This is a genomic window from Photobacterium lutimaris, from assembly GCF_003025555.1.
GTDB classification, from domain to species: Bacteria; Pseudomonadota; Gammaproteobacteria; order Enterobacterales; family Vibrionaceae; genus Photobacterium; species Photobacterium lutimaris.
The window spans coordinates 97,750-124,187 of the sequence record NZ_PYMH01000003.1; the positions used below are offsets into that span (position 1 = coordinate 97,750).

Sequence of the window (26,438 nt, forward strand, 5' to 3'; positions counted from 1 at the left end):
AAATGCAAAAAGTTTAATATGGATCACTTTTTATTTTTATTGGAAAAATAAATGCAAACCTGTGCTGTATTTGTCATCAAAAAATTAAACTACACTATGATTAAATAACACTTAAAATTAGATGACAAAGACTGGATTAAATAATTGGCTGGCATATAAATGATATTACATTGAGGGAATGGTATGTATGACTTCATTATTGTAGGGGCCGGTTCGGCAGGATGCGTGCTTGCAAATCGATTATCATCCGATCCATCTATAAAAGTCTGCCTCATTGAGGCTGGCCCAAAAGATAGTAGCCCGGTTGTTCATGTCCCTCTGGGTATCATAGGGATGATGCACTCAAAGAAAATGAACTGGCGCTATTACACAGCTCAAGAGCCAAACCTCAAAAGCCGCCAGTTATTTTGGCCTAGGGGCAAGACGTTGGGAGGAAGCTCTTCCTCGAATGCCATGTGTTATATACGCGGCCATGCCAGTGATTATGATGAATGGGCATCGCTGGGTAATCAAGGCTGGAGCTTTGATGAGGTGTTGCCTTACTTCAGGAAATCCGAAACCCAAGAGCGCGGTGGAGATGATTATCATGGGGCTGATGGGCCTTTGCATGTCTCTGATCTTAGGATAAATAATCCGTTGTCGGACGCGTTTATCAAGGCTGCTGAGCAGGCCGGGCATCGGATATCAACAGACTTCAATGGTAAAGAACAAGAAGGTGTTGGTTATTATCAGGTCACTCAAAAAAACGGTCAGCGCTGTAGTTCGGCGGTGGCCTATTTAAGACCGGCAGAGCAACGGTCAAATCTAACAGTTATCACCAGTGCAACCACCACTAAAGTGCTGATTAAAGAGGGAAAAGCATTCGGCGTTGAGTATATTGAAAAAGGGGAGAAGCAACAGGTTACAGCAAGGCAAGAAGTGATACTAAGCGGTGGGGCAATCAACAGTCCACAGTTGCTGATGTTATCTGGCGTCGGTGATCGTCAAGAGTTGGAAGCACACGGTATTGAAGTGAAACATCACTTGCCTGGGGTGGGTAAGAACCTTCAAGATCACCTAGACGTCTTGGTGGTCACACGCGAGCGTACTTTCCATTCAGTTGGCTTTTCGCCTGTTGCATTAGCCAGAGCGATTAAAGGTGTATTTGATTACTTGTTGTTTAGAAAAGGAAACTTTACCACCAACATTGCTGAGGCCGGGGGGTTTGCCAAGACCTCCCCCGAACTAGATAAACCCGATGTCCAGTTTCATTTTTCCCCTTGTTTCCTGGACAATCATGGCTTGAACCTCTTGCAAACCATCAAGCATGGTTACTCGCTTCATGCCTGTAATTTGCGTCCGAAAAGCCGTGGTAGCTTGGAACTGAGCAGTGCCGACCCGTTGATGCCGCCATGTATTTCAGCCAATTACTTAAGTCACCCTGAAGACATGGAAGTGATGCTCAAAGCTATCAAGTTGTCACGGCAAATTTTAATGCAAGACGGCTTTAGCCACTATCGTGGCAAAGAGGTCTTTCCAGGGAAGGACGTACAGACGGATGAACAATTGGCGGAGTTCATTAGGCAAAAGGCCGAGTCAATTTATCACCCTGTTGGCACCTGTAAAATGGGACATGATGCACTGGCTGTGGTTGATGAACGACTCCGTGTTCATGGGGTTCAAGGTTTACGGGTTGTCGACGCTTCGATCATGCCCACTCTAGTGGGGGGCAATACCAATGCACCGACCATTATGATTGGAGAAAAAGCCGCAGACATGATCTTAAATGATATTTCAGTTAAGAAAGCAACCGCAGAAACGGTTAAAGACTGTGTTGCTTAGGTAGGTTGTCATAATAAATGGAATGGCACGATGAGACTATTTTCATTGTGCTTTTTTTATATAAACTAAACATTAGTATGAATATTCTAATTTTTTATTCTATTATATTCTGTTGTTTTATTTTATCCTTCATCCTATCTGTTGATTTCATAACTGGAAATACCAGTTACTATATCAGCTAAAATCGGTTGTTAATTCTAATCCATATGCTTAATATCGAACAATATAGAAGGAAGTTTATTTGAGGTAGTAATGATTTCTAAAAATGAATGGAGCGATAAGCTCAAAAACCTCAAGGACGATATTTCTAGCAAAGTGATAGAAAACTCGGAGTTTGCTAAACAACGTGTTGTCGAGTTGCTTGAGCATGGATTACCGCCGGCGCAGGGTGATGCGCTGTTAGCAAGCTTCAATGGTTTGGTCGGGGACCATTTGCTCCAGAGGAATAGCCGCTTTGCCATTCCGATGGTGCTGACTGACCATACCCAACACCTCAGTGATGATCCGAAAGAGCTGGAACGTCAATTGCCAGAGGCGTCGAGTCGCATCGTGCTGTGTGTCCATGGTTGGTGCATGGCTGACAAAGGCTGGATCAGGAAAGGGCATGATCACGGTAAGCAATTTATCAATGCGGGTTATACACCAATCTACTTGTGGTACAACACTGGTAATCACATCTCCTTAAATGGTGAAGAGTTTGCGTTTCGGTTAGAAAAGTTGCTTCAGGCTTGGCCGTGCGAAGTCAAAGAGCTGGTGATAATAGGTCACAGTATGGGGGGATTGGTAACCCGTAGCGCTTGTTATTACGCAGGCTTAAACCAATTACAGTGGCTGGATGTGTTATGTACCTTCATTACCCTCGGTACACCGCATAATGGCGCACCACTGGCGAAGCTTGCTTGTTGGATCGATGAACAAGTTTCTGCCACCCCCCAACTGAAGTTTCTCAAAAAGCTGGGGGAAATTCGAAGTAGCGGCAGCAAAGATCTCAGCCGAGGCTATATTGTCCATGAAGACTGGCAAGCCCCTGCTATCCCTGTGAAGCAAGCTGATCATGATAAGGCTGTAGGCACCGCGCTTATACAGCGTCCTTCACTACCGGAAAGTGTTCAGTGTTACGCGATTGCATCTTGTCTTGGTAAGAATGTCCACGATGAAAGTAATCGACGACTAGGCGATGGACTCGTGCCTGTTGCAAGTGCGTTGGCTGATAGCTCGAAAGGGGTAATGGCTTTGAATTATCCTGACGATCATAAGTGGGTTATCGGAGGCGTGGATCATCTCGACTTACTCAATCATCCTGCTGTGGCGGCAAAAGTGAGTGAGTGGGTACTCAAGCATACGGTGTAGCGATAGAGAATTAATGCGGGTCATTCATCAAAGGATTTACATATAAGGTAAAGCATATATAATGTTTTCCATATGTAAGTCACTTGCCGCGAGTCGCATGAAACGTATCTTATTTTTATGTACCGGAAACTCAGCCCGTTCTCAGCTGGCCGAAGCTGCAATGCGGCATATGGCGGGCGAGCATTACGAAGTTGTCAGTGCAGGGATGACGCCAGAGGGAGTCGATCCCCGTGTATACAGTGTACTGGCCGAACGCGGCATCAGCAGCGATAACTTGAAGAGCTGTTCGGCAGGAGACCTTGAAGGGCAGCATTTCGATACGGTTATTACGCTGTGTGATAAAGCCAGTAATGAATGTGCTTTATTCGCAGATTCAGACGCACTTCTTCACTGGGACTTCAAAGATCCCAAACCTCAAAGCGGTGAGCAATCTTTCCGCGATACGCTTAATGGTCTTGAAAACCGAATAGCCCTGTTCTTGATGTTAAATGGGGAAGAGCAGGACTCGGTAATTGGTCCCGTTGAACTGTTTAAAATTCTGAGTGATCCGCTTCGCCTCCGTATTTTGATGCTGATTGAAGATGAGCAGGCGCTTACTGTTGGTGATTTAGTCGATGTGCTTGATGTTAGCCAGCCGAAGGTCTCTCGTCATCTTGCATTGCTGCGTGATGGCGGCGTATTGGAAACCCAGCGGGAAGGGCAGTGGATCTTCTATCATTTAGCCAGACAACTTCCGACTTGGATCCGCCATATACTTTCAACTGTGAGAAATGGAAACCCCGGTATGATCAATGGCGAGAAGATAAAGCTTAGCCAGCGCAGTGAGCGCAAAAAGCCGGGCTTTAGCAAATGGAGCTAAGCATCCAGCATTCACAGATTATAAAACGCTTGGTCGTATAACTCAGGTTGGTATCACCGAGCGATTGAAGAGATTAATTAGAAGTTACTTATTATAGGCGCAAATATGTCAAACACACATCCGTTCTGGACGCTCCCTTTAGAGGATAGCGGCACGTTGCTACTGACCCCATGTCCAGGAACAAAAGAAGTATCACTGCACGATTCTCTGGTGCAATTGAAGGACGCGGGCGCAACCGCAGTATTGACGGCATTGGAGCCAGAAGATCTCCCTGAGGGGGGCTTGGAAGCATTAGCAGAAGAGTGCCGTGCCCTAGGTATGCGTTGGTTCCACCTTCCGATTGAAGATGATTGTGCTCCGGGGGCGCAATTTGATGCGAATTTCCCTGAAGCAAATAAAGCCGCTCAGGCAATGTTGGACAATGGAGATGCGATTGTCGTTCATTGTATGGGAGGATCGGGGCGTACTGGCTTGATCGCGGCGCGTATTATGCTATCGCGTGGTGCTGAATTGAGCTCATCCATCGAGAAGATCCAAGCACTTCGCCCTGGTGCTTTCCAGCGCCAACCGCATATTGACTACATCCAGCAATACAAGTAAATCGCTGCAGTCATAGCACACCGAATGTAATGCCCTGCAATGCAGGGCTTTTTTGTATCTGCGTTATGGCTTTCAGGTACCCAGAAATCGCTCAGCTATAATTTGCTTTGTGATAATTGTCCCCTCCCTAACGACATAAGTTGTCACCGATAGATACGATAAATAATCGGAAAAAGATCTGGTAAAGCTGCTTGGATCTGGCTAGTATATTCGCCATACCATATATATGAATTATCATATGTTCGAGTTAACGGTTTAAGGAAAGTGGATTATGGCTATCAAAGTAGGTATTAACGGTTTTGGTCGTATTGGTCGTTTGGCGTTGCGTGCAGCGTTTGACTGGAACGAAGTAGAGTTTGTTCAGATCAATGATGTAGCGGGTGATGCGAAGACACTGGCTCACCTGCTAGAGTTCGACTCAGTACAAGGCCGTTGGCACCATGCTGTTACTTCTGACGGACAATCAATGCAGATTGCTGACGCAGTGATCCGCTGTACCCAAGAGCGTGATATCGATGCGGTTGATTGGTCAGGTTGTGATGTTGTCTTGGAAGCAACCGGTGTTCACCGTGAAATGGAATTCTTGAACAAGTACCTTGCACAGGGTGTTAAGCGTGTGGTTGTTTCCGCACCGGTAAAAGATGACAGCGTATTGAACGTTGTTGTGGGTGTAAATGATTACCTGTTTGATGCCGATAAGCACCAGATTGTGACAGCGGCATCTTGTACCACTAACTGTATTGCCCCAGTAGTTAAGGTTATCCACGAGAAGTTTGGTATTGAGCAGTCGTCGTTCACGACTATTCACGATCTAACCAACACCCAGACTATCCTTGATGCGCCACATAAAGATCTCCGCCGTGCCCGCGCATGTGGTATGAGCTTAATCCCAACCACCACAGGTTCAGCCAAGGCTATTGTTGATATATTCCCTGAATTAGAAGGCAAGATTAACGGCCACGCTGTTCGCGTACCGCTGGCGAATGCCTCTCTGACCGATATCATTTTTGACTTGAGCCGTGATGTTACTGCTGAAGAAGTGAATGCTGCGCTTAAAGAAGCCTCTGAAAATGAGCTTGCGGGCATTCTTGGTTTCGAAGACCGTCCGCTAGTGTCGATCGATTACAAAGGCGATCAGCGCTCGACTATCGTTGATGCGCTTTCAACTATGGTCGTGAACAATCGCATGGTGAAAGTGTACGCTTGGTATGATAACGAAATGGGTTACGCGACACGTACTTCTGAGCTGATCCGCAAGGTTGGCCTAGCATAAGCCAACCCGCCAAAATGGGCCGCTCTTCACTCAACGTCGTGAGCAGCGGCCTTAGCAACAAAAAGTAGAAGCGAGTTATTGCATGATTTCGGCTATTGCCAACCTCTCCAAAGATGTGCGCCAGTATATGCTGGTTACCTTCAATTACTGGAATTTCACCATTACCGATGGCGCATTGCGTATGTTGGTGGTGCTACATTTCCACCAGCTGGGCTACTCTTCGCTTCAAATCGCCTCACTCTTCTTGTTTTATGAATTTTTTGGGGTGGTTACCAACTTAATTGGCGGTTGGTTAGGGGCGAAGCTGGGTTTGAACCGTACCATGAATATCGGTTTGGCCATGCAGGTAGGTGCCTTGGTAATGCTTGCGGTTCCGTCTGCCTATTTAACCGTTCCTTGGGTAATGTTGGCTCAAGCCTTGTCAGGTATCGCCAAAGATCTCAATAAAATGAGTGCCAAGAGTGCAATTAAGACGCTGGTGCCCGGTGAGCAGCAAGGAGCACTGTACAAATGGATCGCTATTCTGACCGGTTCTAAGAATGCCTTGAAAGGCGCAGGCTTCTTCATCGGCGGTCTGCTGCTTGCGGTGGTTGGTTTCAAAGGTGCAGTGCTGGCGATGGCGGCAGTACTGACATTGGTACTTATCTTAAGTCTTGTATCGCTAGAAAAAGACATGGGTAAGGCTAAAAACAAGATCAAGTTTAAGCAGATTTTCTCGAAAAGCTCGAGCATCAATATTCTCTCTGCTGCCCGTATGTTTTTGTTTGGTGCTAGGGATGTATGGTTTGTTGTCGCACTGCCAATTTACCTAAGTCAGGTCTTTGATTGGGACCATACTATGGTGGGTGGCTTCTTGGCACTGTGGGTGATTGCCTACGGTTTTGTTCAGGGCATTGCCCCTAAAATTACCGGTAAAGCCAAAGGAACGGTTCCGGACGGTCGCGCTGCGATGGGGTGGGCAGGGCTGTTAAGCATTATTACCATGGCAGTGGCACTGGGTGTGCAGCTTAACTGGCAGCCGGAACTGACTATTGTTGTGGGTTTACTGATATTTGGCGCAGTCTTTGCGATTAATTCTTCACTGCATTCTTATTTGATTGTGAGCTATGCCAAAGATGACGGTGTATCGTTGGATGTCGGCTTCTACTACATGGCCAATGCCATGGGCCGCCTGATTGGTACTATACTCTCAGGCTTAATCTATCAAATGGCTGGATTGGCTGCGTGCTTGTGGGTATCCGTTGCCTTCTTGATAGTGACAACGATTATCTCCATTCGCTTACCGGCTCACCCAGAAGTAAAAGCGAAAGCATAATTAGCTAAAACGCATGCAGCCGGCCTACAGAGCGGGCTGCATTTTTAGGGGCATTTAGAAAACAGAGCCACTTATAAATTGCAAATTGCTGGTTGAAAAATGTGACATATTGCAGGGTGTTGATCGAGTTTTATCCAGTTGAATCAAAAGACTAAAAAAACGCGTTGACTCATTTCTGTAATCGGTTAAAGTACATCTCGTCTTCAGGGCAAAGCCTAAAAAGACCAATGCGACACTAGCTCAGTTGGTAGAGCGCAACCTTGCCAAGGTTGAGGTCACGAGTTCGAACCTCGTGTGTCGCTCCAGATATAATACTTACGGCAACAGCGGTAAGGTAAAGATGGTGTTTAACTTTTCAGTTAGCGCATCGCAAAGAATTGCGTGCCCTGGTGGTGGAATTGGTAGACACAAGGGATTTAAAATCCCTCGACGTTCGCGTTGTGCCGGTTCAAGTCCGGCCCGGGGCACCATCTACATAAGAAAGCCTCAGCAGAAATGCTGGGGCTTTTCTTTATCTAGATCATTCTCTATTTCCATTAGGTCTTCTTTCCACTACATTGTCTTTCTCGGCTGATGAAACTGTCAGTTGGTATTCGACAATTCCTCGGCGGATACGCCGTTATTTTCCCCATTAACTTATTGGTACCCACAGATAGACAAAATAGCCAGTTGCTATTAATGCAATCAGCAGTGACAGATATGATTTAACCCAGCACTCCTTGGCTGAAACAGTCATGTCATTGTCGAATATCTGAGTAAAACGATAACGGCAGTAAAACGTCCCCAATATTGCCGACAGCATTGTGATAACACCTATTGCGGGTAAAACTGTGATGTCACTTTGCTGGGTGACTTTGAGGAATAGTAGTCCTAATGCGAATAATACCAGCTGGGTTCTCAGCCAGGACATCGTCGTTCGCTCTGGCTGCAAGCCCGGATCCCTACTCAAAGTAGAATAACCAAGATGACGATAATGGTAAGAAATAGCATAACAAGGCTAATGATTTTGAGAAAGCCGGTATATTTCAATTGGGCATTGGTTCGCATAGCCTTTTCATTCTGCGACCAACGGCGGTATGCAAAAACGGCCAGAAAGCCTGAGCAAAGACACAAAAAGGATGATATCAATACCCGGACAAGGGGATCGGCAAGGTCGGGGGTAAGCTGATCAATACCGATAGCACCGGCCAGTAGTGCAAGAGCAGTACGTATCCAGGCCAGATAGGTTCGCTCGTTTGCTAGAGAAAAACGGTAATCTGGCGCTTTCCCTTCGTTGCGCCAAGTCTGTCGGGGGAGTCGTTGTTTGATACGTTTCATTGGTTGGCTATTTAATTAGTAGTGACTTACGGTAGTCTGCCAATTGCTGCAGATTAACAGGTTGTGGCTTTCGACTGTTTTTGTCAAGAATCCCTTTTTCTTTCAGTATTTTGCAATACCTTATCACTGTCGTGGTATCTGTACCGCTGTATTCACCAATCTCACGGTAGGTCCAAGGGTATTCAGGGTATGTTTGAAACATATAAAAAATCGTATCGAGAATACGTTTTTTGGCACTGAAGGCATTAAATTGCATCAGTCGTTTTTCAGCTTCCCCTAACTCAGAGCAGACTTCTGCCATCAGAAATCGGGCTAAACTCGGGGCCGTTGTATCGAGAGATTTGAAATCGTTTACATTTATCCGAACAACAGTGCTGTCTATCATCGCTCTGGCTGTTGACGGGTAGTTTTGCGCAGTAAATAGAGACCGATAGCCAAAGTAAGAGCCCGGCCCATACACTCTTAGCAGCGACTCTTTCCCATTTTCTGAAACTTGATACAGACCGACTAAACCTTGTTCTAGATAGTAAAACCCTTTAGCTGGCAGACCATTATGGTAAACGACCTGTTTTTTGCTAACGTCAATGGTTTCTGTTTGATCAGTTAAATGCCTGCGAATATCAATATCCATTATTAGATTATGCCTGAGAAAGGTTTTAAGAGTACTTTACCTGACAATAAGATAAGCAAATATGATCATCGCCATAAAGTTTACGTTTGTTGATCCCGTAAAATCAATATTAATGAAAACGTTTGCAAGCATTTAATTACAATTGTTTATTGGGGATTGCATTTCATGGAGATGGTAGATCTTTTCGTGGGTGTACTAGCGACAGAGGCCTTAATGCTAAAAATAGCGTTGGGGAGTATTTTTGGTTTGTGCTTAGGGTTAACCGGGGTCGGCGGGGGAGTGTTGTTAATCCCTATGCTGCAGCTATTTTGTGGTATGCCTCCTGTACTCGCGGTGGGGACAGCAAGCTTGATATCCGCATTGGTAAAGGTGAATGCATCAATCGTTCATGTTAAAGCCAAGAATGTATCATGGCGGAAAATTTCAATACTGTTTGCTGGTGCTTTACCCGTAACATTACTGGTGACACAGGTTGTGATTTATTTTAATGAGCATCCACTGCATCAAGAAACAACACAAACAATGATTACGAGTCTTGTTACGGTTGTGATGATTGGCTCTTTGGTGTCCGTGTTTTATAAATTCAGAAGCTCGCCAAACACCAATCAAACGTCTTCGGCTGTGAACAACAGCGATAGAAAAGCGTTAGTATCCGGTATGTTTTGTGGATCAATTTTAGGCTCTACGGGTGTCGGTGGCGGTGTTTTGTTACTTCCTGTTCTCAACAATGTCTTAAACCTTGATATTAAGAAAGCGATTGGTTCATCGGTGGTATTGGCCCTGTTCTTATCAGGCTTCGCCGCACTAGGCTATGCCAAAGGAGGGCAGGCGGATGTGTATACCGCAATATGGTTTGTTGTTGGCTCGTTCATCGGCGTTCCTGTTGCGGCTTCTTTACTCGGCAAGATATCTGAGAAAACAACGTATATTATTACATTGATGGTTATCTTAGTGAGCCTGATGCTTTATACATTGTTTTGAAAAATGGGGTCTGTGCACAATATGGAATATCTATCTGATGATTATGGTACGGATATGCAAATGCTTAAGCCTGTTTAGGGAGAAGGGTAATTACGTTTAAATGCTCCCGTATTCTTTTATCCCTATTAATATGACAGACTGGTAATTAGTCATCGTTAAGGGTTGCTGAATAGGGATAAGAATGAAACGTGTACTAATAACAGGGGCGACCAGCGGTATTGGTTTCGAGTTAACCAAAACACTTTGCTCAAAAGGGCATATGGTGGTGGCGACAGGGCGAAATAGTGACAAGTTGGCAGAGCTTTGCAAGCTAACGGGTTGTTATACGATCCAGGCTGATCTGAGTGATTCACAGCAACCCCTTGAACTTTTCACGGAAGCGGTTGAAAAGCTCGGTGGATTGGATGTACTGATAAATAATGCCGGGATGAACTCGCGTAAATGTGGAATTGATGAATTCACAGTGGAAGAATTCGACCACCAGTATGCTGTTAATTTGAGAGCGCCTGCTTTGCTCAGTCGTGAAGCATTGAAGGTGATGAAACTCGCCAAGAGTGGTCAAATCATTAATGTCCTCAGTACTGTCGCCAAGCGTTCAAATGAAACAATGAGTGTGTACACAGCGATGAAGCAAGGGTTGGCGGGGTTTAGTGCGATCCTCATGAAAGAGGCACAACCTCATGGCATTAAAGTGACCTCGTTATTCCCTGGCGGTACCGATACCAATTTTAGAGAAGTTGACCGCCCTCAATATATGCATCCGAAAAGCGTTGCTGAAACGATTGCGTTGTTATTGGAACTACCACAAGACGTCGTTATGCATGAAATGGTATTCAGGCCACCGGTTGAGATAGAGTAATAGTGACGAAAAGGAAAGCCTCAGCAGAATGACTGAGGCTTTTTTTTCTGAAATTGCATCCTTTACGAATTCCTAGAGCGCTTAGTGATAAGCTTGCTAAAGGGAAAACGAAAGGGACATCTATGGAATCGTCTAGTCAAACACCGTCAAGCAGTCACGTTCAAAATGACATGTTAACCCCAAAGGGGCAGCGTAAAAGTCTTCGTGTTTTATTTGAGCTCGTTAAGTTTGTTCAGCCATATCGAGGACGGGTGCTGGCTGCGCTGGTGGCATTGATCTTCACTGCCTCCTTAACGCTTTCCGTTGGCCATGGTGTGCGTATATTGATTGACGAAGGCTTCTCGCAACAATCGTCCCAACAACTTGCCAGTGCTATCCAGTTTATTCTTGTTGTCACCGTGCTTATCTCTATTGGCACCTTCTTTCGTTTTTATTTGGTGTCTTCTGTTGGTGAGCGAGTCAGCGCAGATATTAGGCTTGCGGTGTTCAATCATGTCATCACATTACACCCCAGTTATTTTGAAACCCATGGCAGCGGCGAGATCATGTCGCGCCTCACCACGGATACGACGTTGCTACAAAGCATTATAGGTTCGTCTTTTTCGATGGCGATGCGCAGTGCTTTTATGTGTACTGGCGCTATTATTATGCTCTTTGCCACCAATATAAAACTGACATTAATCGTATTGGCCTCGGTGCCGTTTGTGCTTGTTCCTATTCTTATCTATGGTCGCCGAGTCAGAGCATTGTCGCGCCAGAGCCAAGACTCGATGGCTGACGTAGGGAGCTATGCCGGCGAGGCGATAGAACACATCAAGACGGTGCAAAGTTATAGTCATGAAGAGCAAGAAAGAGCCTCATTTGCAACTGAAGTTGAAAAGGCATTCGACATCGGCCGCCAGCGGGTGATGCAGCGTGCGATTCTGATCTCTGGTGTGATTGTCATTGTTTTCAGTGCGATTGCAGGCATGCTGTGGGTTGGTGGCAGTGATGTCATCCATGGTGTGATGTCGGCGGGAGATTTAGGGGCATTTGTCTTCTATGCCATTATGGTTGCTTCATCACTGGCTACCATTTCTGAAGTCATGGGCGAGCTTCAACGTGCAGCAGGAGCCACGGAAAGGCTGATAGAACTGCTTCATGTCGATAGTCATATTGTTGCGCCAAACCAAAGTGCAGTGTCACCTCAGACGTTGTCAGCGGAAGTAGAGTTTGACGATGTGACATTTTGTTATCCCTCAAGGCCGGATCAGGCAGCGATCAAGCAGTTAACGCTAACAGCTGAAGAGGGGAAAGTGCTTGCGTTGGTTGGACCTTCAGGCGCGGGTAAAACAACCCTGTTCGAATTATTGCAGCGCTTTTACGATCCGCAGTCAGGCAAGGTGACATTAGGCGGTATTGATATTCGCCAGTTCGATCCCAGCAAGCTACGTCAACAAATGGCGTTGGTGCCACAGCAGCCTGCACTGTTTAGCCATAATGTCTTCCACAACATTCGCTACGGCAATCCGCAAGCGACAGATGAGCAAGTGATAGAGGCTGCGAAAAAAGCCCACGCCCATGACTTTGTCATGAGTTTGCCTGATGGGTACGATAGCTTTCTCGGTGAGCGGGGAGTCAGGTTATCAGGCGGGCAGCGCCAGCGAATCGCCATTGCTAGGGCGATCTTAAAAGATCCGAAAATCCTATTGCTTGACGAAGCGACCAGCGCACTGGATAGCGAAAGCGAATACCACGTTCAGCAAGCCTTGGAAGAGCTCATGCGGGGGAGAACGACCCTTATTATTGCACACCGACTTTCGACGATTCAGCACGCTGACCAAATTGCCGTCTTTGAGCAAGGACGGTTGGCCGATATCGGCAATCACGCATCATTAATGCAAAGTAGTGAGTTATATCAGCGCCTGGTTGAGCTGCAGTTTAAGCACCTGAGTCACTAGCACCATCGGCATTTTTTGTTCTCATTGCTAACAACTTGACTCAAAGAACGTAATGTCTCGTATTTAGCAAGTTTACTTAAAACTGCCTAGCTAAATTTTGTAGTAACAGTTACGAGGAGCCAGCGCTGCTTCTTTGAACTAGACCGATACTACAATCCAGTCTATTTACGATGATCTAACGCTGTGTGTTAACTTTACCGTGAAGCCAGGGCAGGCCTTGTTCTTCCAGGTAGACAATAGGCAGGTTAAGAAAACAGAGCCAGTAGCTTGTTATGATAAACCTATTTATGGCAGTTACTTGAGTCGTGATGATCTACAGGCGCATACTTATATGCTTGGTGGATACCACGTTGATACTTGTGAAGAAGCAACCGAAGTCTTAGATAAGTATTCTTCATTTGGTAGTGCTGATCACCTTGCTTCTCGGTTGTTTAGTGCAAAACTGCATGAACAATATGGCTTAAATGGTTGCCAGCAAGCACAAACGGCAATGCAAGAGACACAGACCATGCTTGAGCAATCTGGTTATAGCCGTTATGGCTATCAACCAAGTAACTGGAGCCATTGGGATGCCAGTAGACTACTGAATGATCTTGATAAGTATATCGCGGGGTATATGTGTCGTTAAAAAGCAGTGACGAGTGATAATAGATTAAGGTCGAAGTAACTAACTGCTTTGGCCTTTTTCCGAATTTTGACCGTCGTGAGCTAAATCTCGACTGGATGGTTAAGTCATGGGTTGCTATGTCTGCAATGGAATACGGATATCATTTTGCATGTTATGTAAACGGTTGGTTTTCATTGGGGTGATGTTAATCAATCTTTTGCTATATCTCTTTTGCGAATCCCTAGGTCTGCTTTTATATCGTGGGGTCATGGGGTAAAGTCCGAATTGGGTGAAATGATAGTGTTATTATTAAGCAGGCTGAAAGGTTGTTTTGGTAATAGTAAAAATGCTGATGGACTACAATAAAATAAATACCTTTAACCAACTTAGCGGACACCAGCTCTTTGAAGCGATTGGCCAGAGTTTGTATGAGGCCTATGCGGTGGACACTGTCTTTATTGGCTTTATCAATGACGATTGTGACGGAATCCGTGTCCTTTCGAGCTGTTTTCAGGGGGAAATAGGAGAAAGCGATTATTTTCCTCTAGCGGAAATACCCGAAGCTAAAGTGGTAGAGAGTAAGAAGCCCCTTATTATCCAGGGTCAGCTTGATCAGACGTATCCTTTTTATTCCCATAAACACAATGAGTCAGTAGACACCTTCGTTAGTATCCCCCTTTTTGCTCGTAACCATCAGTTAGTTGGTGTTCTCTCCTGCTTATTCAAACGACCTTTCCATTCGGTTGATGCGCTGCTTGAGTACTGTAATACGTTTTCGACGTATCTTGGCTGCGAAGTCGGCTATGAAGCTCTGTTGATGCGCCAGTCACAGTTGCAATGGCAAATGGAAGAAGGCCAAAGGGTTGCAAAAGTGGGGAGCTGGATTTGGAATCTCCAAGAGCAATACTTTGAATGGAGCAAAGAAGCCTATCGCATCTATGACATTAAAGATGAGTCACTCCTGCCGACATTGTCAATGCTGTCGGCTTTAATCCACCCAGAGGATCGTGAGTGGGTACTCGACACACTGTATCGCTCGATTGAGAGTGATGAGGTCAATTACAATTTGGTCCACCGAGTCCAGCTTTGGGATGGCACCATCAAGTATCTACGTAAGCGGGCTGAAGTGATACGTAATAGGCAAGGTCAGGCTGTTGAAATGCGTGGCACTGTCCATGATGTCACCGATGTGTATCAGATATCCGCTAAGCTGAATAAAGCCTCCCGCCAACTGACAACAACCTTTAATTCTGTAGAAGAAGGGATTTGGGAGTTTGATCTTGAGCGTAGGGAGTTTGCGACCTCCGCTAAGTTCTGGCATTTACTCGGCCATGAAAAACCCAAGGAAGGTGACGATCTCAAATCGTGGCTCTCGTGTATTGTTGAAGAAGATAGAAACGAGGGTGTTGATTACTTTGATCGTTTTATCCACCAACAGCATGTCTCTGTGTTTCAGTTTGAATTTCGCCTAAAGAGCAGTAGCCGTATGGTGCTAGATGGCAATGAATGTTGGTTAACCATAAAGGGGGGTGTTGTTGCTCGGGATGAAAGCGGCAAACCAACCAAAGTTGCTGGTATTCAGCGTGATATCACCCATACCATCGAAGCTAAACGCCAGTTGGATCGTGCTCAGGTGGTGTTTGATAACACCTCAGAGTGCATATTGATCACTGATAAAAAGAACAAGATCATTTCAGTCAATCGTGCATTCGAGGAAATAACGGGTTACCGCGAGAAAGAACTGCTTGGCCTGTCACCTAGCGTGCTGTCATCGGGGATACATGATGACAAGTATTATCAGTTTCTCTGGTATAACCTGAGCCGTTACGGTCATTGGAAAGGCGAGGTCTGGAACCGACGCAAGAATGGTGAGATCTATCCAGAAGAAATATCGATCAATGTGATCCGCGATGACAATGACGAGATCGTTAATTTCGTGGCAGTATTCCGTGATATTAGTCATTGGAAAAAAGCCGAAGAGCAGCTGTCTTTCTTTGCCTATAAAGATCCGCTTACCGGCCTCGTAAATCGTCGTAGCTTTGTTCAGCGCGTAAAGAAGCATATCGCTACTATCGATGACATACGGGCTCAAACCTTCTCGCTATTGTTCATTGATATGGACGACTTTAAGTCACTCAACGATCTTTATGGCCATGACTTTGGTGATAAAGTCTTAGTTCATATTGCCAGCTGTCTTAAAAACGTTTTCCCGGTTGCAGACAATATTTGTCGATATGGTGGTGATGAATTTTGTGTTCTGCTGCCTGAAACGACTTCCGGCGCAGCAAGGGTATGGGGACAGCAGGTCGTTGACCGTGTGGCGGAAGCGTTTGTACTTGATGACATTGAAGTGAATACCACCGTTAGTATTGGGATCTCGACCTATCCCGAGAGTGGTGAAAGTCATAGCGAACTGCTCAAGAATGCAGATTATGCTATGTATAACATGAAAGGGCAGGGGCGAAATGGGGTCTGCCAATATGACAGCGCATTACAGTCTGATTATATTGGAAAATTAAAAATGCGAGATCGGCTCAAAAAAGCAATTTCCGACAAATTGCTCACGGTCTATTACCAACCTGTTGTCGATGCGCGTACTGGAAAAATTAATCGATTCGAGGCCTTGATCAGATGGAACGATGACGTTGATGGATGGATCTCTCCCGCAGAGTTTATTCCTGTTGCCGAGCGCTATGGCTTGATAAGACCGTTGGGGGCATTTGTTCTGCACCAAGCCTGTCGTGACCTTAAGCAGTTACACCAAGCCGGATTCTCTGATGTGACAATGAGCATTAACCGCTCTGTGAAAGAATTTATCGGCAGTAATGGGCTTCCTCCTATATGGGAGGTCATTGAATCATATGGCTTGCCGCTGAAGTCTATTGTGGTGGAGATCACTGAGTCGACGGCATCGAGCGAAAGTAGTGATATTCAATCTCTGCTGGCGTCGTATAAGCAAAGAGGGATCGAAATTGCACTGGATGATTTTGGTACTGGCTACTCTTCCTTGAGCTCGGTGGTCGATCTTCGGCCGAATATTATAAAAATAGATCGTAGTTTTATTGAGGAAATCGACAAACAGGATAACCGAACCTTGGTGTCCTTGATCATAGATTTGAGCCATAAACTGGGTATTCAGGTGATAGCCGAAGGTGTCGAAACGCGAAAGCAGCTGGATATTTTGCGAGAAATGAATTGCCACTTTGTTCAGGGATTCTTCTTTAGTCCAGCAGTCCCTTTTGAGAGCTGCTTTTCTATTCTCAAAGGGTAGAGTTAGCTAGGTAGCTTTAAGTTGGTGAATTCAGACCTTCGTCAATGTGTTTAGAGCAAGGGTCATCGCCCAGTGAAGTCGCAAGCTTATTTAAGGTATACAGATGGAAAAGTCATCCTGGCTTGGATTTGCTGAGCTTAACTGAGTAAAATGTCGGCCTTGTTGTTCGTGGAGTAAGCCCATGCAGGCAGTTTGTTTTGATTTCGATGGTACGTTGGTCGATTCGGAAATTTTCCATGCTCAGAATTGGAGCCAGTACCTATCTGGCTTAAATATTGACATATCAGCCCATGACTTTTTGGCTGATTTTGCTGGCGTTCCTTGGAAAATAGTCGCTAAACATTTTACTTCAATCGCTTCCATACCGCATACCACAGCTACTGTAGTATCTGAAATGGAGCGGCTAACCTATCAAGCTATTATAGAAAGAGGGATCCCTGCTAAAGAGGGGGCTCTTGACTTGGTCAAGTCGCTCCATGGTTCACGGCCATTGGCAGTGGTCACCGGTTCGCCAAGAAATTATGTTGAGGGTATTTTGTCCCATCTAGGCTGGTTACATTACTTCGATCATGTATTTTGCGGTGATGATGTCGCACAGAACAAACCCGCCCCTGAGATTTATCAATTGGCTTGCCGTACCCTCGGCGTATCGGAACATCAGGCTGTGGCGATTGAAGATAGCCAGACCGGTGCGCAATCGGCGTATGCGGCTGGGTTAAGGCTGGTGGTGGTTAATGATCTACACCCTGTTGGTGTAGACCTGACACCGTACCGTTATGGCAATTTGATCGAAGCACAAGCGCAGCAGGTGAAATGGCTTGTCGCATAACAACGGTATCTTTGGCTATGATATAGGCAAGGTTCCCAAGATTAAGTAAATAGGCCTAGTTTAAAGGCTCAGTAAAAGGCGTTGCTATGCAAGATGAAGATATCATGACTGGCGATATGCTAGTTGAAACAGTAGAAAACCAGCTTGAAGATGGTAATCCAATTAAGGTGAAAGAAACCTTAATGCGCTTGGTGATGACGGGTACACCGAGAGAAGAGGCACTTCAAATGATTGCTTGTGCATTATCTATTGAAGTGTTTGATGTGGCCAAAAATGGCGGTAGCTTCGATTTGAAACGCTACAGTGAAAATCTGGACGCATTACCAGATATGCCTTGGGAGTTTGATGACTAACCTTTGGTATAGCTCATAAAAAAGCCGCTTTTAGCGGCTTTTTTGTTATTTATATGTTCTGTTTTTGTTTCCTTGTGCGTGGCGGCTCTAGATTGAAAGCCATTTATTGTTGGCGCTTAAAATAGAGAAAAATGTTGCAGCTAACCGATTTAATGTCACTTTTTTTGAAAAAAACACTTGAAAACAACAAAAAAAACGAATGCATCTATCTGGTTTGGTAGTGGTTATATCTGCTAAACTGCTTTCATATTGGTTTAATTAACTGGTTTTAATGGTTTATGCAGATGACTGGTCTGTTTTGTTGGTTGATGTTGGTTTTTTCTTGTGTGACCAAGTTCAAAAACAGTTTCTTGTGCTACATCAGGATAAAATTTCAGTTTGATTTGTTGGCTATAAGTTAAAAAATGGTCACACATTCCAAGGTTTTTACTTTATTGTGTGTATATCTTTTAACGAGGCAGCAAGGAAACAAAAGATGATTATTGGTGTACCTAAGGAAATCAAAGTTCACGAATACCGTGTGGGTATGGTCCCGGCTTCAGTCAGCGAAGCTGTAGCTCATGGACACAAGGTATACGTTGAGACCAATGCGGGTTCTGGTATCGGCTTTAGCGATCAGGACTACATTGAAGCAGGTGCCCAGGTTCTGCCAACAGCCGAAGCGGTATTTGCAGAATCAGAAATGATTGTAAAGGTTAAGGAGCCACAAGCGGTAGAACGAGCCATGCTTCGTGAAGGCCAAATCCTATTTACTTACCTTCACCTTGCGCCAGACCCAGAACAAACGCATGACCTTATCAATAGCAAGGCTGTGTGTATTGCTTACGAGACGGTTACAGATGATAAAGGGCGCCTACCATTATTGGCTCCAATGTCAGAAGTGGCAGGTCGCATGTCAGTTCAAGCCGGTGCACAAGCGCTTGAGAAATCAAGAGGCGGTCGCGGCATGTTGCTAGCCGGCGTACCGGGTGTAGAGCCTGCGAAAGTCGTAATTATCGGCGGCGGTGTTGTTGGTGCCAATGCTGCTCAAATGGCGGTAGGCATGCGCGCTGATGTGGTAGTACTAGACCGTAATATCGATGTATTACGTCAGCTTGATGCTCAGTTTGGCGGTTCAGTACAGTGTGTCTACTCGACCAAAGATGCAATTGAAAAACACGTGTTAGAAGCGGATCTTGTTATTGGCGGTGTTCTGGTTGCAGGTGCTGCTGCACCGAAACTGGTTACAGCGGCAATGATCAAAAAGATGAAGCCAGGTGCTGCAATCGTAGATGTTGCTATTGACCAAGGTGGCTGTGTTGAAACATCTCATGCAACGACTCACAGCGATCCAACTTACATTGTTGACGACGTTGTTCATTACTGTGTAGCGAACATGCCAGGGGCCGTTGCTCGTACTTCTACTTTCGCACTGAACAATGTCACCCTGCCATACATTCTTAAATTGGCAGATAAAGGCTACAAAGCGGCACTGCAAGAAGACAAGCATCTGCTGAACGGTTTGAACGTATATCGTGGCCAGATCACTTGTGAAGAAGTATCAGAAGCGTTAGGCCTTGCGTATATTGCGCCAGAGAAAGTACTAGCGTAACAACACCGCAATAATCAAAAAAACGATTCTAAATCCCTGCCTGTGCAGGGATTTTTTTTGCGCATATTCGTCTTGGTTCTTGTTTTGCGGTGTAGAGCTACAAGATTGTTCCAAACAACACCTCGTCTACAAGCTTATACGTTCTCGTTGAGCCTGCATCTTGATGTAGCTTGGGTATAGTGATTAGTCACTAATATTAAGAAGTTACTGCTAATTAAGTAAGTTGCTATAACAGGTTTGTTAGTGAGTAATAAAGTATAATGGAATAAAGTAAGGCATCAATGTATGATTTAATAAATATATAATTCAACATATTACCTTTGGCTGTCAGGTAAATTAACCATCAGTGTTAATTAATATTAGCAATAGACTAAATAGCCATTCATAAAAAAACAGCAGCCTGATTAAGCTGCTGTTTATTAAGATTATAATACAGGGGAAGTGAAATTAAGCGCGTGCGTAGATGACACTGCCACCTTTAATAATATCGATTATTTCTCTAGAGAGCTCTGTCGGCAATGCTGGGCATCCCCAACTGCGGCCTAAATACCCATGGCGGTTAATAAAAGACTTAGTCGCGTAATCTGCACCGTGGATAACAATGTAGCGCTTTCTTGCTTTATCATTAATGCCGGGCGTCATACCATCAAGGCGGAGTGAGTATCCATTGCCGCCATAGTAGGTGGTATCAGTCAGGAAGGTACCTAAAGACGTTTGACGCGAGTTGACGATGTTAGAAAACTTTGTTGCATTTTTACCGCCGCTATTGACGCCATGGGAAACAAAAGTACGGTATAGCAGTGTGTTGTTCTTCAGGTCAACGACAAAGAAGCGTTCTTTCGTTGAAGGAAGGCTGTAATCAATGATCGTTAGAACCGGTTTCTTGCGGCCTTTGGTATTGTAATAAGCCTCGTAGGCTTCCTTAAATACTTGATAATTAATTACTCCATTTAACTTTGCTTTGTTATATACATCTTTAGCTAAGATGTCAGCGTGCTGGTTACTGGTGTGAGTCTGGCTCTTTATAACACTGGCAGTAGCCTGCAATGGCAGAATCATTAATGCCATCACAAATAGTACGGTTAGCTTTTTCATTGTCCCTGTAAAATGTTCAATTTTGTCGTTGTGGTTGGTTGAGGCTGACTTTAACACAAAAAAAAAGACATTTGATGCTACGAAATTTGGGGGGAAGGACGTGATAAAAGCAAAAAAATTCTGTTTTATTGTTTGTGGTTGTTTAAAAAATAATTAATTACAAGTAATTAAAAGCGATTGTCATTTTTATATGAAATATTGTCTTAAAGGTGAAAAAATCACCCAAATCCATCATTGTTACAATTGTCAATATGATAATGTATTGTTTGTTAAAGCTAAATGCGGTGTCATATTTTGAAAACAAAGAAATGTTGGCATTTTGACTGTTTGGTTGAAAATTGAGCTCTTTATCGCATTTTTTTACTCCTTCACTGCAGGGAACAGGCTCAGTGAAAGAAATTGCTGTGTGATAAATAGCCGTTAAGGGGCGTGATATGTGCTTTTTAAAAAGGCGATCTAACTGTTTTGGCAACTGTTTGGATAAAAAATGCGCAGGAAAAGCCCTGCGCATCATATTTACTGCCTACTGGTTAAATTGTACACACTGTTAACCAGCTGCCGTCACTACCTGGTGTTGAGCTGCTCCACCAGTTTGCCTGGTATAGCACACCATTGTGGATGATCTTATCACCTTGGTTCGCATGGCTAGGTTTACCAGCCCAATCAGTTTGTGGCCAGTTAGGATAAGTATTGATACCCGTTGTGTTACAAGTTCCGTCGCCACCACCATTACCGCCATCGCCACTACCGTCGCCGATATTGCCAAGTGGCAAATCAGGCTGCTCAAACTTAAACGCGTAGTCCTTGCCGCTAATACTAACGCTATAGTTGGCTGGGCCTGAAATCGGTAGGTAGTACACCATATCAAGCTCATAGGTACCGCCTGCAGGTAGGCTCTTCCAACCAGGCAGTGTAAATGCGACGCGGTGCATTACACTGTCAAGGCCACCAATGTTATTGGCGCGGCTATGACCTGATGCAATCACGGTTAAGCCACCGCCAGATTGATCTTTGGCATTATCGGGTGCTGATGTCGGGATATCGAACTGGAATTCCGTTCCGCCCGGGATATCTTGACCAGTGTTATTGGTAAAGGTAATTTTCGGGTTGATAGGGTAGTTCTGATCGCCCACCTTAAAGCCTGATACATCGACGTCGATATTAAGCACTTCAGTCGGGATTGCACCTGTGGCAACCTTATTGCCATAAGGTGTCGCAGACTTGAATTTCTCATAGATGGCTTTGGTCATGGTATTACCCATGTGGTATTCACCATTGCCTGTCTTACATGCATTCTCTGTCGTATCGACGGTGGTACGGTTTCCATTGGCATCAAGGACGTAGCAGTTATAATCGCCGGCTAGCTCCCAGAACATGATCCCGCCGATTTCCTTGTCAACGACATAGTCCGCTTTGACATTGATGGAGGCCTTGTCTTCTGTCGATAGGAAGACTTTCTTGTCTGCATTCCATAACCATGGTGCGACGGCAACGTTGTCATAGTGACGGGTATAGTTACCCGTTAGCTGATGAGCCGGGTTGTTGGCAGGGTCTAGTTTGTAAGCTGTGCTATAGCTACCAAAGATCCCTTGGGCAAGGTTCATGGCATGCCACATTGGGTTTGAACCAGCCCCCATCTCATCACCGGCGGCATTCTTGTCATGCCAAAGGTTATCGATACCCTCGGCACCGAAGCCACAATTGTTCTTTTCACCTTCCCCGGTGCCTGGTTCACACTGAGACTGGTTAGGTAGTGGAGCTCGGCCCCATAGTCCGTTTTCACCACCGGTTACACCTTGCCAGCCTCGGGTATAGTAAGGTACCCCGATGTTGATGCGGCCTGCAGGCATTGAACCACGGAAATAGTGGTATGCCCAATCGGTGTTTAGGTAGCCAATACCGCCATATGCGGCGGTGCCGTATACGTTCCACTGCGCCAGCTCTGAGTCCTTACCAGTATCAAACAGTGCTGCGTTGTGGCCAACATGATCGTTCCACGCGCCATGTAGGTCGTAGGACATGATATTGACGTAGTCGAGGTACTTGGTGACATCAAAGTCTTCCATACCACGTAGCAAGTAACCAGATGAAGGCGCAGCGATAGTCAGCATGTAATGGATACCATCCTGCGCTGAAGCGTTATCTAGTTTATGGCGTAGTACTTTCATTAGCTCTTGGTAAGAAGCCCATAGGTAAGCACGGCGAGGCTCCATAAAGGCTTTGTCATCGGGGTTACCGGCTCCTGCCATCGAGGTTGGGTATTCATAGTCGATGTCCAGACCGTCGAATTGGTATTGGCGCATCATTTCGACCGCTGACGTGGCAAATTTCTCGATACCTGCATGGTTGATCGAGCCATCAGCATTGGTGGTCATTGTATAGAAACCCCCGTCAGCAACTCGGTTACCGTCGGCACCGAAGTGACCACCGGTTTCAGCCCAACCGCCGATAGAGATCAGGGTCTTGACATCATGTTTCTTTTTATAGGTGGCGAGCGCACCAAAGTGGCCCTTGAAGCCTAGGGCTGGGTCTATCTCGACGCCTGGCCACTCTTTACCTGTCGCTGGGTTGGCAGGATCAGCAACGTTACCGACATTGACTTTTCCATCGCTGCCAATACTGACAAAGGCATAGTTAATATGGGTAAGTTGATCCCACGGAATATCATTGACGAGGTAGGCCGCTTGGGGATCGTCGCCACTGCGCCAGCTTGTGAAGTAGCCGATGACACGACGTGGGTGATCGGCCCCCATGATTTCACGGCCTTGCTCGTCATATATTGTACAGTATGGGACCGTGACCCCTTCTGTTTGATACAGGCCGTCAGGGCGACAGCTCTGCGTTGTTCCCCCTCCATTAACGGCCAGTGTTGCTGAGCTTGAATCCGATGTCGCGCCAAGGTTGTCTGTGGCACGGGCAAAAAAGGTGATAGTGCCAGATTGAGCTGGCGTATAGTTCAGCGTATAAGGGGCGGTAGCAACCGTGCCAATCAACGAGCCGTTGGCAAAAAAGTCGACCTTATCAATGGTGCCATCACTGTCCTCAGCAACAGAGGTAAGGATAATAGAGCTGCCAAGCTCGATACTGGATGCTGAGAGGGCAAGATCGACAGTGGGGAGACTATTGGCGGTATCCTGCACAATAACGGCAACAGATGTTTCGGTAGAGGCCCCTTCGTCGTCGGTCGCAATTGCTCTTAGCAGTTGGTTACCGGTGACGGCAGTCCAGTTTATCTGATAAGGGGGTTGGGTTACTGAACTTAGCTTTGATGAGCCAACATAGAAGTCAACACGGGCTACCGTTCCATCCTTGTCTGTCGCATCTGCCGAGATGGTTACGGAGTCTCCCGTTATGATGGACGTGCCAGTGTTAGGAGAGGTGATCGCAATAACAGGCGGCTGGTTTACTACGCCGTTTGAACAGTCATCGACAAATGACCACTCTTGGTGGGGGCCTGAATGGGCTGAAGGTGCATTCCCTTTCGTCCACCAATTTGCCTTATACACTTTATTCGTTTCTTGAACCTGAGCACCGCCGTTATAAGCGACGGCACTATTCCATGTTTCGACGGTTTCACATTCCATTGCTGCATGGGCATTCATTGCCGCCATGCATGAAACGGCGAGTGTACTGAGCTTTAGTGCTCGGCTTATCGCCAGTCCTTGTTTCAAGTGTTCCATTGAATACTCCCTTCATTATTGAAACGGGTTAGTAGAAATTGATTACGGCATTTCTGTCTTATGTTGCGACGTGAAAAAAGTATAAGGGGAATATCAAATTTGGTCGGTTAAATTGTTATGAATCACATGTTGCATCGCAAAAAGCTGCTTATTTTATGTAATGTAAATAGTGTTATTTTGCACCAATAACTAAATTTCAGGCTGGAATCTGTTCATCCAAAGAGAAAGGTGTTGGAAGCTGAATCTTACTTGGTGGAGGTGGCTAATAGATAAAGTATTGCAGGGGGTAACCATGAAATGGCTGATCGGTTTCAGTGTGATATGCAGGCGGTTAGTGCAAAGAGGGCGTTAAGACGAAAGTCGAGAAGGTCAAATGCAAAAAGAGCCCGAAGGCTCTTTATATAGGAGGATTATTCTTGGTTGATTTTCGCCTTGAAACGCGCTCGCGTTGTTTCGTCAGCTTGCTCATACCAGTAGTTCAGCATGTTTTCAGCTACATTACGTGTTTGCTGCTGGTCAACAGGCGGTTTCGGTGACGTAGCTGACGGTGCAGTTGCTGGGAGGGTTACCGGCACTGCCGCTGCTGACGTCGCTACGGCAGCGACTTTGCCTGATTGGTTATAAACGGCTATTTCTTTTTCAAAATCGCGGCCAAACTGTAAGCCAGATTTAATCAGTTTATCTTGCTCAAAGCTGACTGTTTCTCCATTGGCTGATACCAATGAGAGCTTAGGCGATTTATCAAATTTACGTGCGTCTTGCGCAGTACGTAGTTTTGGCAGATCAAGCTTTAAGCTTTCATCACTGGCGTCAAATTTAACCACGATAACGTCAGACTTATAGAGATAGTCATCACCGTTATCACGGAGTGAATCAACGTAAGTAAAGGCAAACTGATTGATACCATTTGGTAGCGTTACTGTGTCATTGCCACTTTTCTGTACGCCATTAACCAGAACAAGATCAGCTTGGTATGGGAGGTCAAGCTTAACGTCAGCCAGTGAGGAGAAGCTGATGCCGCATGCTGCAATAGCCATTAACGCGGTACGAAATTTCATAGCGGTTCCTTGAAAAACAATGTCCGAAATTGATTGTATTTATTGATATTATCCTAGCAGTTTGTCGCTAGGTTGCTGAATAAGAGCTGAATAATGACTTTGATGCTCTTTTAATACTGAATCAATTAATCAGTAAATATAACATTTTGTTTGGTGTATTGGGTATATTTGGTCAAAACAAAATAACTCATTACGACGGATTGAACAAAACAATGGATATGTCTTTACTACAGATTTGCTTGCTACTTGGTACCGGGTTCCTCGCGGGGATCATCAATACCTTAGCGGGTGGGGGCTCCAATCTTACCTTGCCGGCGTTAATGGTTATGGGTATACCCGCTGAAGTTGCCAATGCGACCAATCGGGTGGGGGTAGCGGTACAAGGGCTTACAGCTTTACTCGGTTTTCGGCGGCACGGCAAGCTCGATATGTCAGATACCGGCCCTATCTTATTACCGACAATCATCGGTGGTCTCCTGGGTGCGGTGGGGGCGACATATGCGCCCTCAAGTTGGATCAAGCCGCTGTTGCTTGGCACCATGTTAACCATGGCCTTAGTCATTTTACTTCGTCCTTCGATTGTTGCCCCACCGGCAGGAAGCGAACCCAAGAAAGTAAGAAATACCCCTAGTTCATGGTGGGGGCTGGGTCTGGCCGGTTTTTATGGTGGCTTTGTACAGGCTGGGGTGGGCTTTGTCTTGCTGGCAGCCTTGGCGGGGACGCTTCGTTATGACTTAGTGCGAGCAAACGCATTGAAAATGCTGTGTGCTTTAGCGTTCACAACAGTGGCTTTAGTGCTATTTATCATTGAAGATCTGGTTATGTGGGGGCCGGGGTTGATGTTAGCTGGGGGAACAATGGTGGGATCGCATCTTGCGGTGAAGATGGCGATTTCAGCGAGGCCGGAAACCTTGAAGTGGTTCCTGTTCTTGATGACCTTGTGCGGTTCTGCTGCGGCAATGCTAACCGACTAAAATAAAGAAGCCAACATAATGTTGGCTTCTTTAC

The 26,438-nt window shown here is 45.5% G+C and carries 22 protein-coding genes and 2 tRNA genes; 17 read left to right on the forward strand and 7 right to left on the reverse strand.

All coding sequences use genetic code 11. The features are described 5' to 3' along the window. Positions 1 to 183 precede the first annotated feature (183 nt). The 8 genes from C9I99_RS09450 (at position 184) to C9I99_RS09485 (ending at position 7,688) form a co-directional block, all read left to right on the forward strand. A complete protein-coding gene (locus C9I99_RS09450; RefSeq protein ID WP_107348626.1) occupies positions 184 to 1,821 on the forward strand; it encodes a GMC family oxidoreductase in 1,638 nt (545 codons plus the stop codon). A gap of 252 nt (positions 1,822 to 2,073) precedes the next feature. Then, a complete protein-coding gene (locus C9I99_RS09455; RefSeq protein ID WP_107348627.1) occupies positions 2,074 to 3,171 on the forward strand; it encodes an alpha/beta hydrolase in 1,098 nt (365 codons plus the stop codon). A gap of 97 nt (positions 3,172 to 3,268) precedes the next feature. Continuing rightward, a complete protein-coding gene (locus C9I99_RS09460) occupies positions 3,269 to 4,030 on the forward strand; it encodes a metalloregulator ArsR/SmtB family transcription factor (RefSeq protein WP_107348843.1) in 762 nt (253 codons plus the stop codon). Positions 4,031 to 4,135: 105 nt separating this feature from the next. Beyond that, entirely contained in the window at positions 4,136 to 4,630 is a 495-nt protein-coding gene (locus C9I99_RS09465) for a phosphatase domain-containing putative toxin (protein ID WP_107348628.1), read from the forward strand. 271 nt (positions 4,631 to 4,901) lie between these two features. Then, positions 4,902 to 5,903 (forward strand): ArsJ-associated glyceraldehyde-3-phosphate dehydrogenase, encoded by a 1,002-nt coding sequence (locus C9I99_RS09470; protein ID WP_107348629.1) that lies wholly within the window; start codon positions 4,902 to 4,904, stop codon positions 5,901 to 5,903. Between the two features lie 82 nt (positions 5,904 to 5,985). Next, entirely contained in the window at positions 5,986 to 7,218 is a 1,233-nt protein-coding gene (gene arsJ, locus C9I99_RS09475) for an organoarsenical effux MFS transporter ArsJ (protein WP_107348630.1), read from the forward strand. Positions 7,219 to 7,447: 229 nt separating this feature from the next. Further along, positions 7,448 to 7,523 (forward strand) — tRNA-Gly (locus C9I99_RS09480). Between the two features lie 78 nt (positions 7,524 to 7,601). Further along, positions 7,602 to 7,688, forward strand: a tRNA-Leu gene (locus C9I99_RS09485). 161 nt (positions 7,689 to 7,849) lie between these two features. Here C9I99_RS09485 and C9I99_RS27690 read toward each other — a convergent pair. From C9I99_RS27690 to C9I99_RS09500, 3 genes are read right to left on the reverse strand one after another with little or no spacing between them, the layout of a single operon-like run. After that, a complete protein-coding gene (locus C9I99_RS27690) occupies positions 7,850 to 8,167 on the reverse strand; it encodes a DUF202 domain-containing protein (RefSeq protein WP_420849233.1) in 318 nt (105 codons plus the stop codon). Then, positions 8,164 to 8,535, reverse strand: coding sequence for a YidH family protein (locus C9I99_RS09495; protein ID WP_107348632.1), 372 nt, complete (start codon positions 8,533 to 8,535; stop codon positions 8,164 to 8,166). The genes C9I99_RS27690 and C9I99_RS09495 overlap by 4 nt, the downstream gene beginning before the upstream one ends. Before the next feature lie 7 nt (positions 8,536 to 8,542). Then, positions 8,543 to 9,166: a Crp/Fnr family transcriptional regulator gene (locus tag C9I99_RS09500; protein WP_107348633.1), complete on the reverse strand. Its 624-nt coding sequence runs from the start codon at positions 9,164 to 9,166 to the stop codon at positions 8,543 to 8,545. A gap of 165 nt (positions 9,167 to 9,331) precedes the next feature. Here C9I99_RS09500 and C9I99_RS09505 point away from each other — a divergent pair, with 165 nt between their 5' ends. The 8 genes from C9I99_RS09505 (at position 9,332) to ald (ending at position 19,597) form a co-directional block, all read left to right on the forward strand. Then, positions 9,332 to 10,147 (forward strand): sulfite exporter TauE/SafE family protein, encoded by an 816-nt coding sequence (locus C9I99_RS09505; RefSeq protein ID WP_107348634.1) that lies wholly within the window; start codon positions 9,332 to 9,334, stop codon positions 10,145 to 10,147. A 181-nt stretch (positions 10,148 to 10,328) separates the two neighbouring features. Further along, complete coding sequence (locus tag C9I99_RS09510) at positions 10,329 to 11,006, forward strand: SDR family oxidoreductase (protein ID WP_107348635.1); 678 nt, start codon at positions 10,329 to 10,331, stop codon at positions 11,004 to 11,006. A 122-nt stretch (positions 11,007 to 11,128) separates the two neighbouring features. Next, the gene (locus tag C9I99_RS09515; RefSeq protein ID WP_107348636.1) at positions 11,129 to 12,946 is read left to right on the forward strand and encodes an ABC transporter ATP-binding protein/permease; all 1,818 of its coding nucleotides are present in this window, start codon (positions 11,129 to 11,131) and stop codon (positions 12,944 to 12,946) included. Positions 12,947 to 13,145: 199 nt separating this feature from the next. Next, positions 13,146 to 13,574: a hypothetical protein gene (locus C9I99_RS09520; protein ID WP_133638230.1), complete on the forward strand. Its 429-nt coding sequence runs from the start codon at positions 13,146 to 13,148 to the stop codon at positions 13,572 to 13,574. 331 nt (positions 13,575 to 13,905) lie between these two features. Beyond that, entirely contained in the window at positions 13,906 to 16,824 is a 2,919-nt protein-coding gene (locus C9I99_RS09525; protein WP_166645422.1) for a bifunctional diguanylate cyclase/phosphodiesterase, read from the forward strand. Positions 16,825 to 17,005: 181 nt separating this feature from the next. Beyond that, the gene (locus C9I99_RS09530) at positions 17,006 to 17,653 is read left to right on the forward strand and encodes an HAD family hydrolase (RefSeq protein WP_107348639.1); all 648 of its coding nucleotides are present in this window, start codon (positions 17,006 to 17,008) and stop codon (positions 17,651 to 17,653) included. 86 nt (positions 17,654 to 17,739) lie between these two features. Continuing rightward, on the forward strand, positions 17,740 to 18,006 hold the full coding sequence (locus C9I99_RS09535) for a hypothetical protein (RefSeq protein WP_107348640.1): 267 nt from the start codon (positions 17,740 to 17,742) through the stop codon (positions 18,004 to 18,006). A 475-nt stretch (positions 18,007 to 18,481) separates the two neighbouring features. Beyond that, a complete protein-coding gene (ald, locus tag C9I99_RS09540) occupies positions 18,482 to 19,597 on the forward strand; it encodes an alanine dehydrogenase (RefSeq protein WP_107348641.1) in 1,116 nt (371 codons plus the stop codon). Positions 19,598 to 20,044: 447 nt separating this feature from the next. Here ald and C9I99_RS09545 read toward each other — a convergent pair whose 3' ends face one another. The 4 genes from C9I99_RS09545 to C9I99_RS09560 form a co-directional block, all read right to left on the reverse strand. Further along, positions 20,045 to 20,692, reverse strand: coding sequence for a murein L,D-transpeptidase catalytic domain family protein (locus tag C9I99_RS09545; RefSeq protein ID WP_107348642.1), 648 nt, complete (start codon positions 20,690 to 20,692; stop codon positions 20,045 to 20,047). Between the two features lie 157 nt (positions 20,693 to 20,849). Continuing rightward, positions 20,850 to 21,206, reverse strand: coding sequence for a hypothetical protein (locus C9I99_RS09550; protein ID WP_107348643.1), 357 nt, complete (start codon positions 21,204 to 21,206; stop codon positions 20,850 to 20,852). A gap of 16 nt (positions 21,207 to 21,222) precedes the next feature. Next, the gene (locus tag C9I99_RS09555; protein WP_107348644.1) at positions 21,223 to 24,372 is read right to left on the reverse strand and encodes a chitinase C-terminal domain-containing protein; all 3,150 of its coding nucleotides are present in this window, start codon (positions 24,370 to 24,372) and stop codon (positions 21,223 to 21,225) included. A gap of 410 nt (positions 24,373 to 24,782) precedes the next feature. Then, a complete protein-coding gene (locus C9I99_RS09560; RefSeq protein ID WP_107348645.1) occupies positions 24,783 to 25,430 on the reverse strand; it encodes a YccT family protein in 648 nt (215 codons plus the stop codon). A gap of 212 nt (positions 25,431 to 25,642) precedes the next feature. On the opposite strand from C9I99_RS09560, the gene C9I99_RS09565 reads away from it, so the two are divergent. After that, entirely contained in the window at positions 25,643 to 26,404 is a 762-nt protein-coding gene (locus C9I99_RS09565; RefSeq protein WP_107348646.1) for a sulfite exporter TauE/SafE family protein, read from the forward strand. The last annotated feature ends 34 nt before the right edge of the window (positions 26,405 to 26,438 follow it).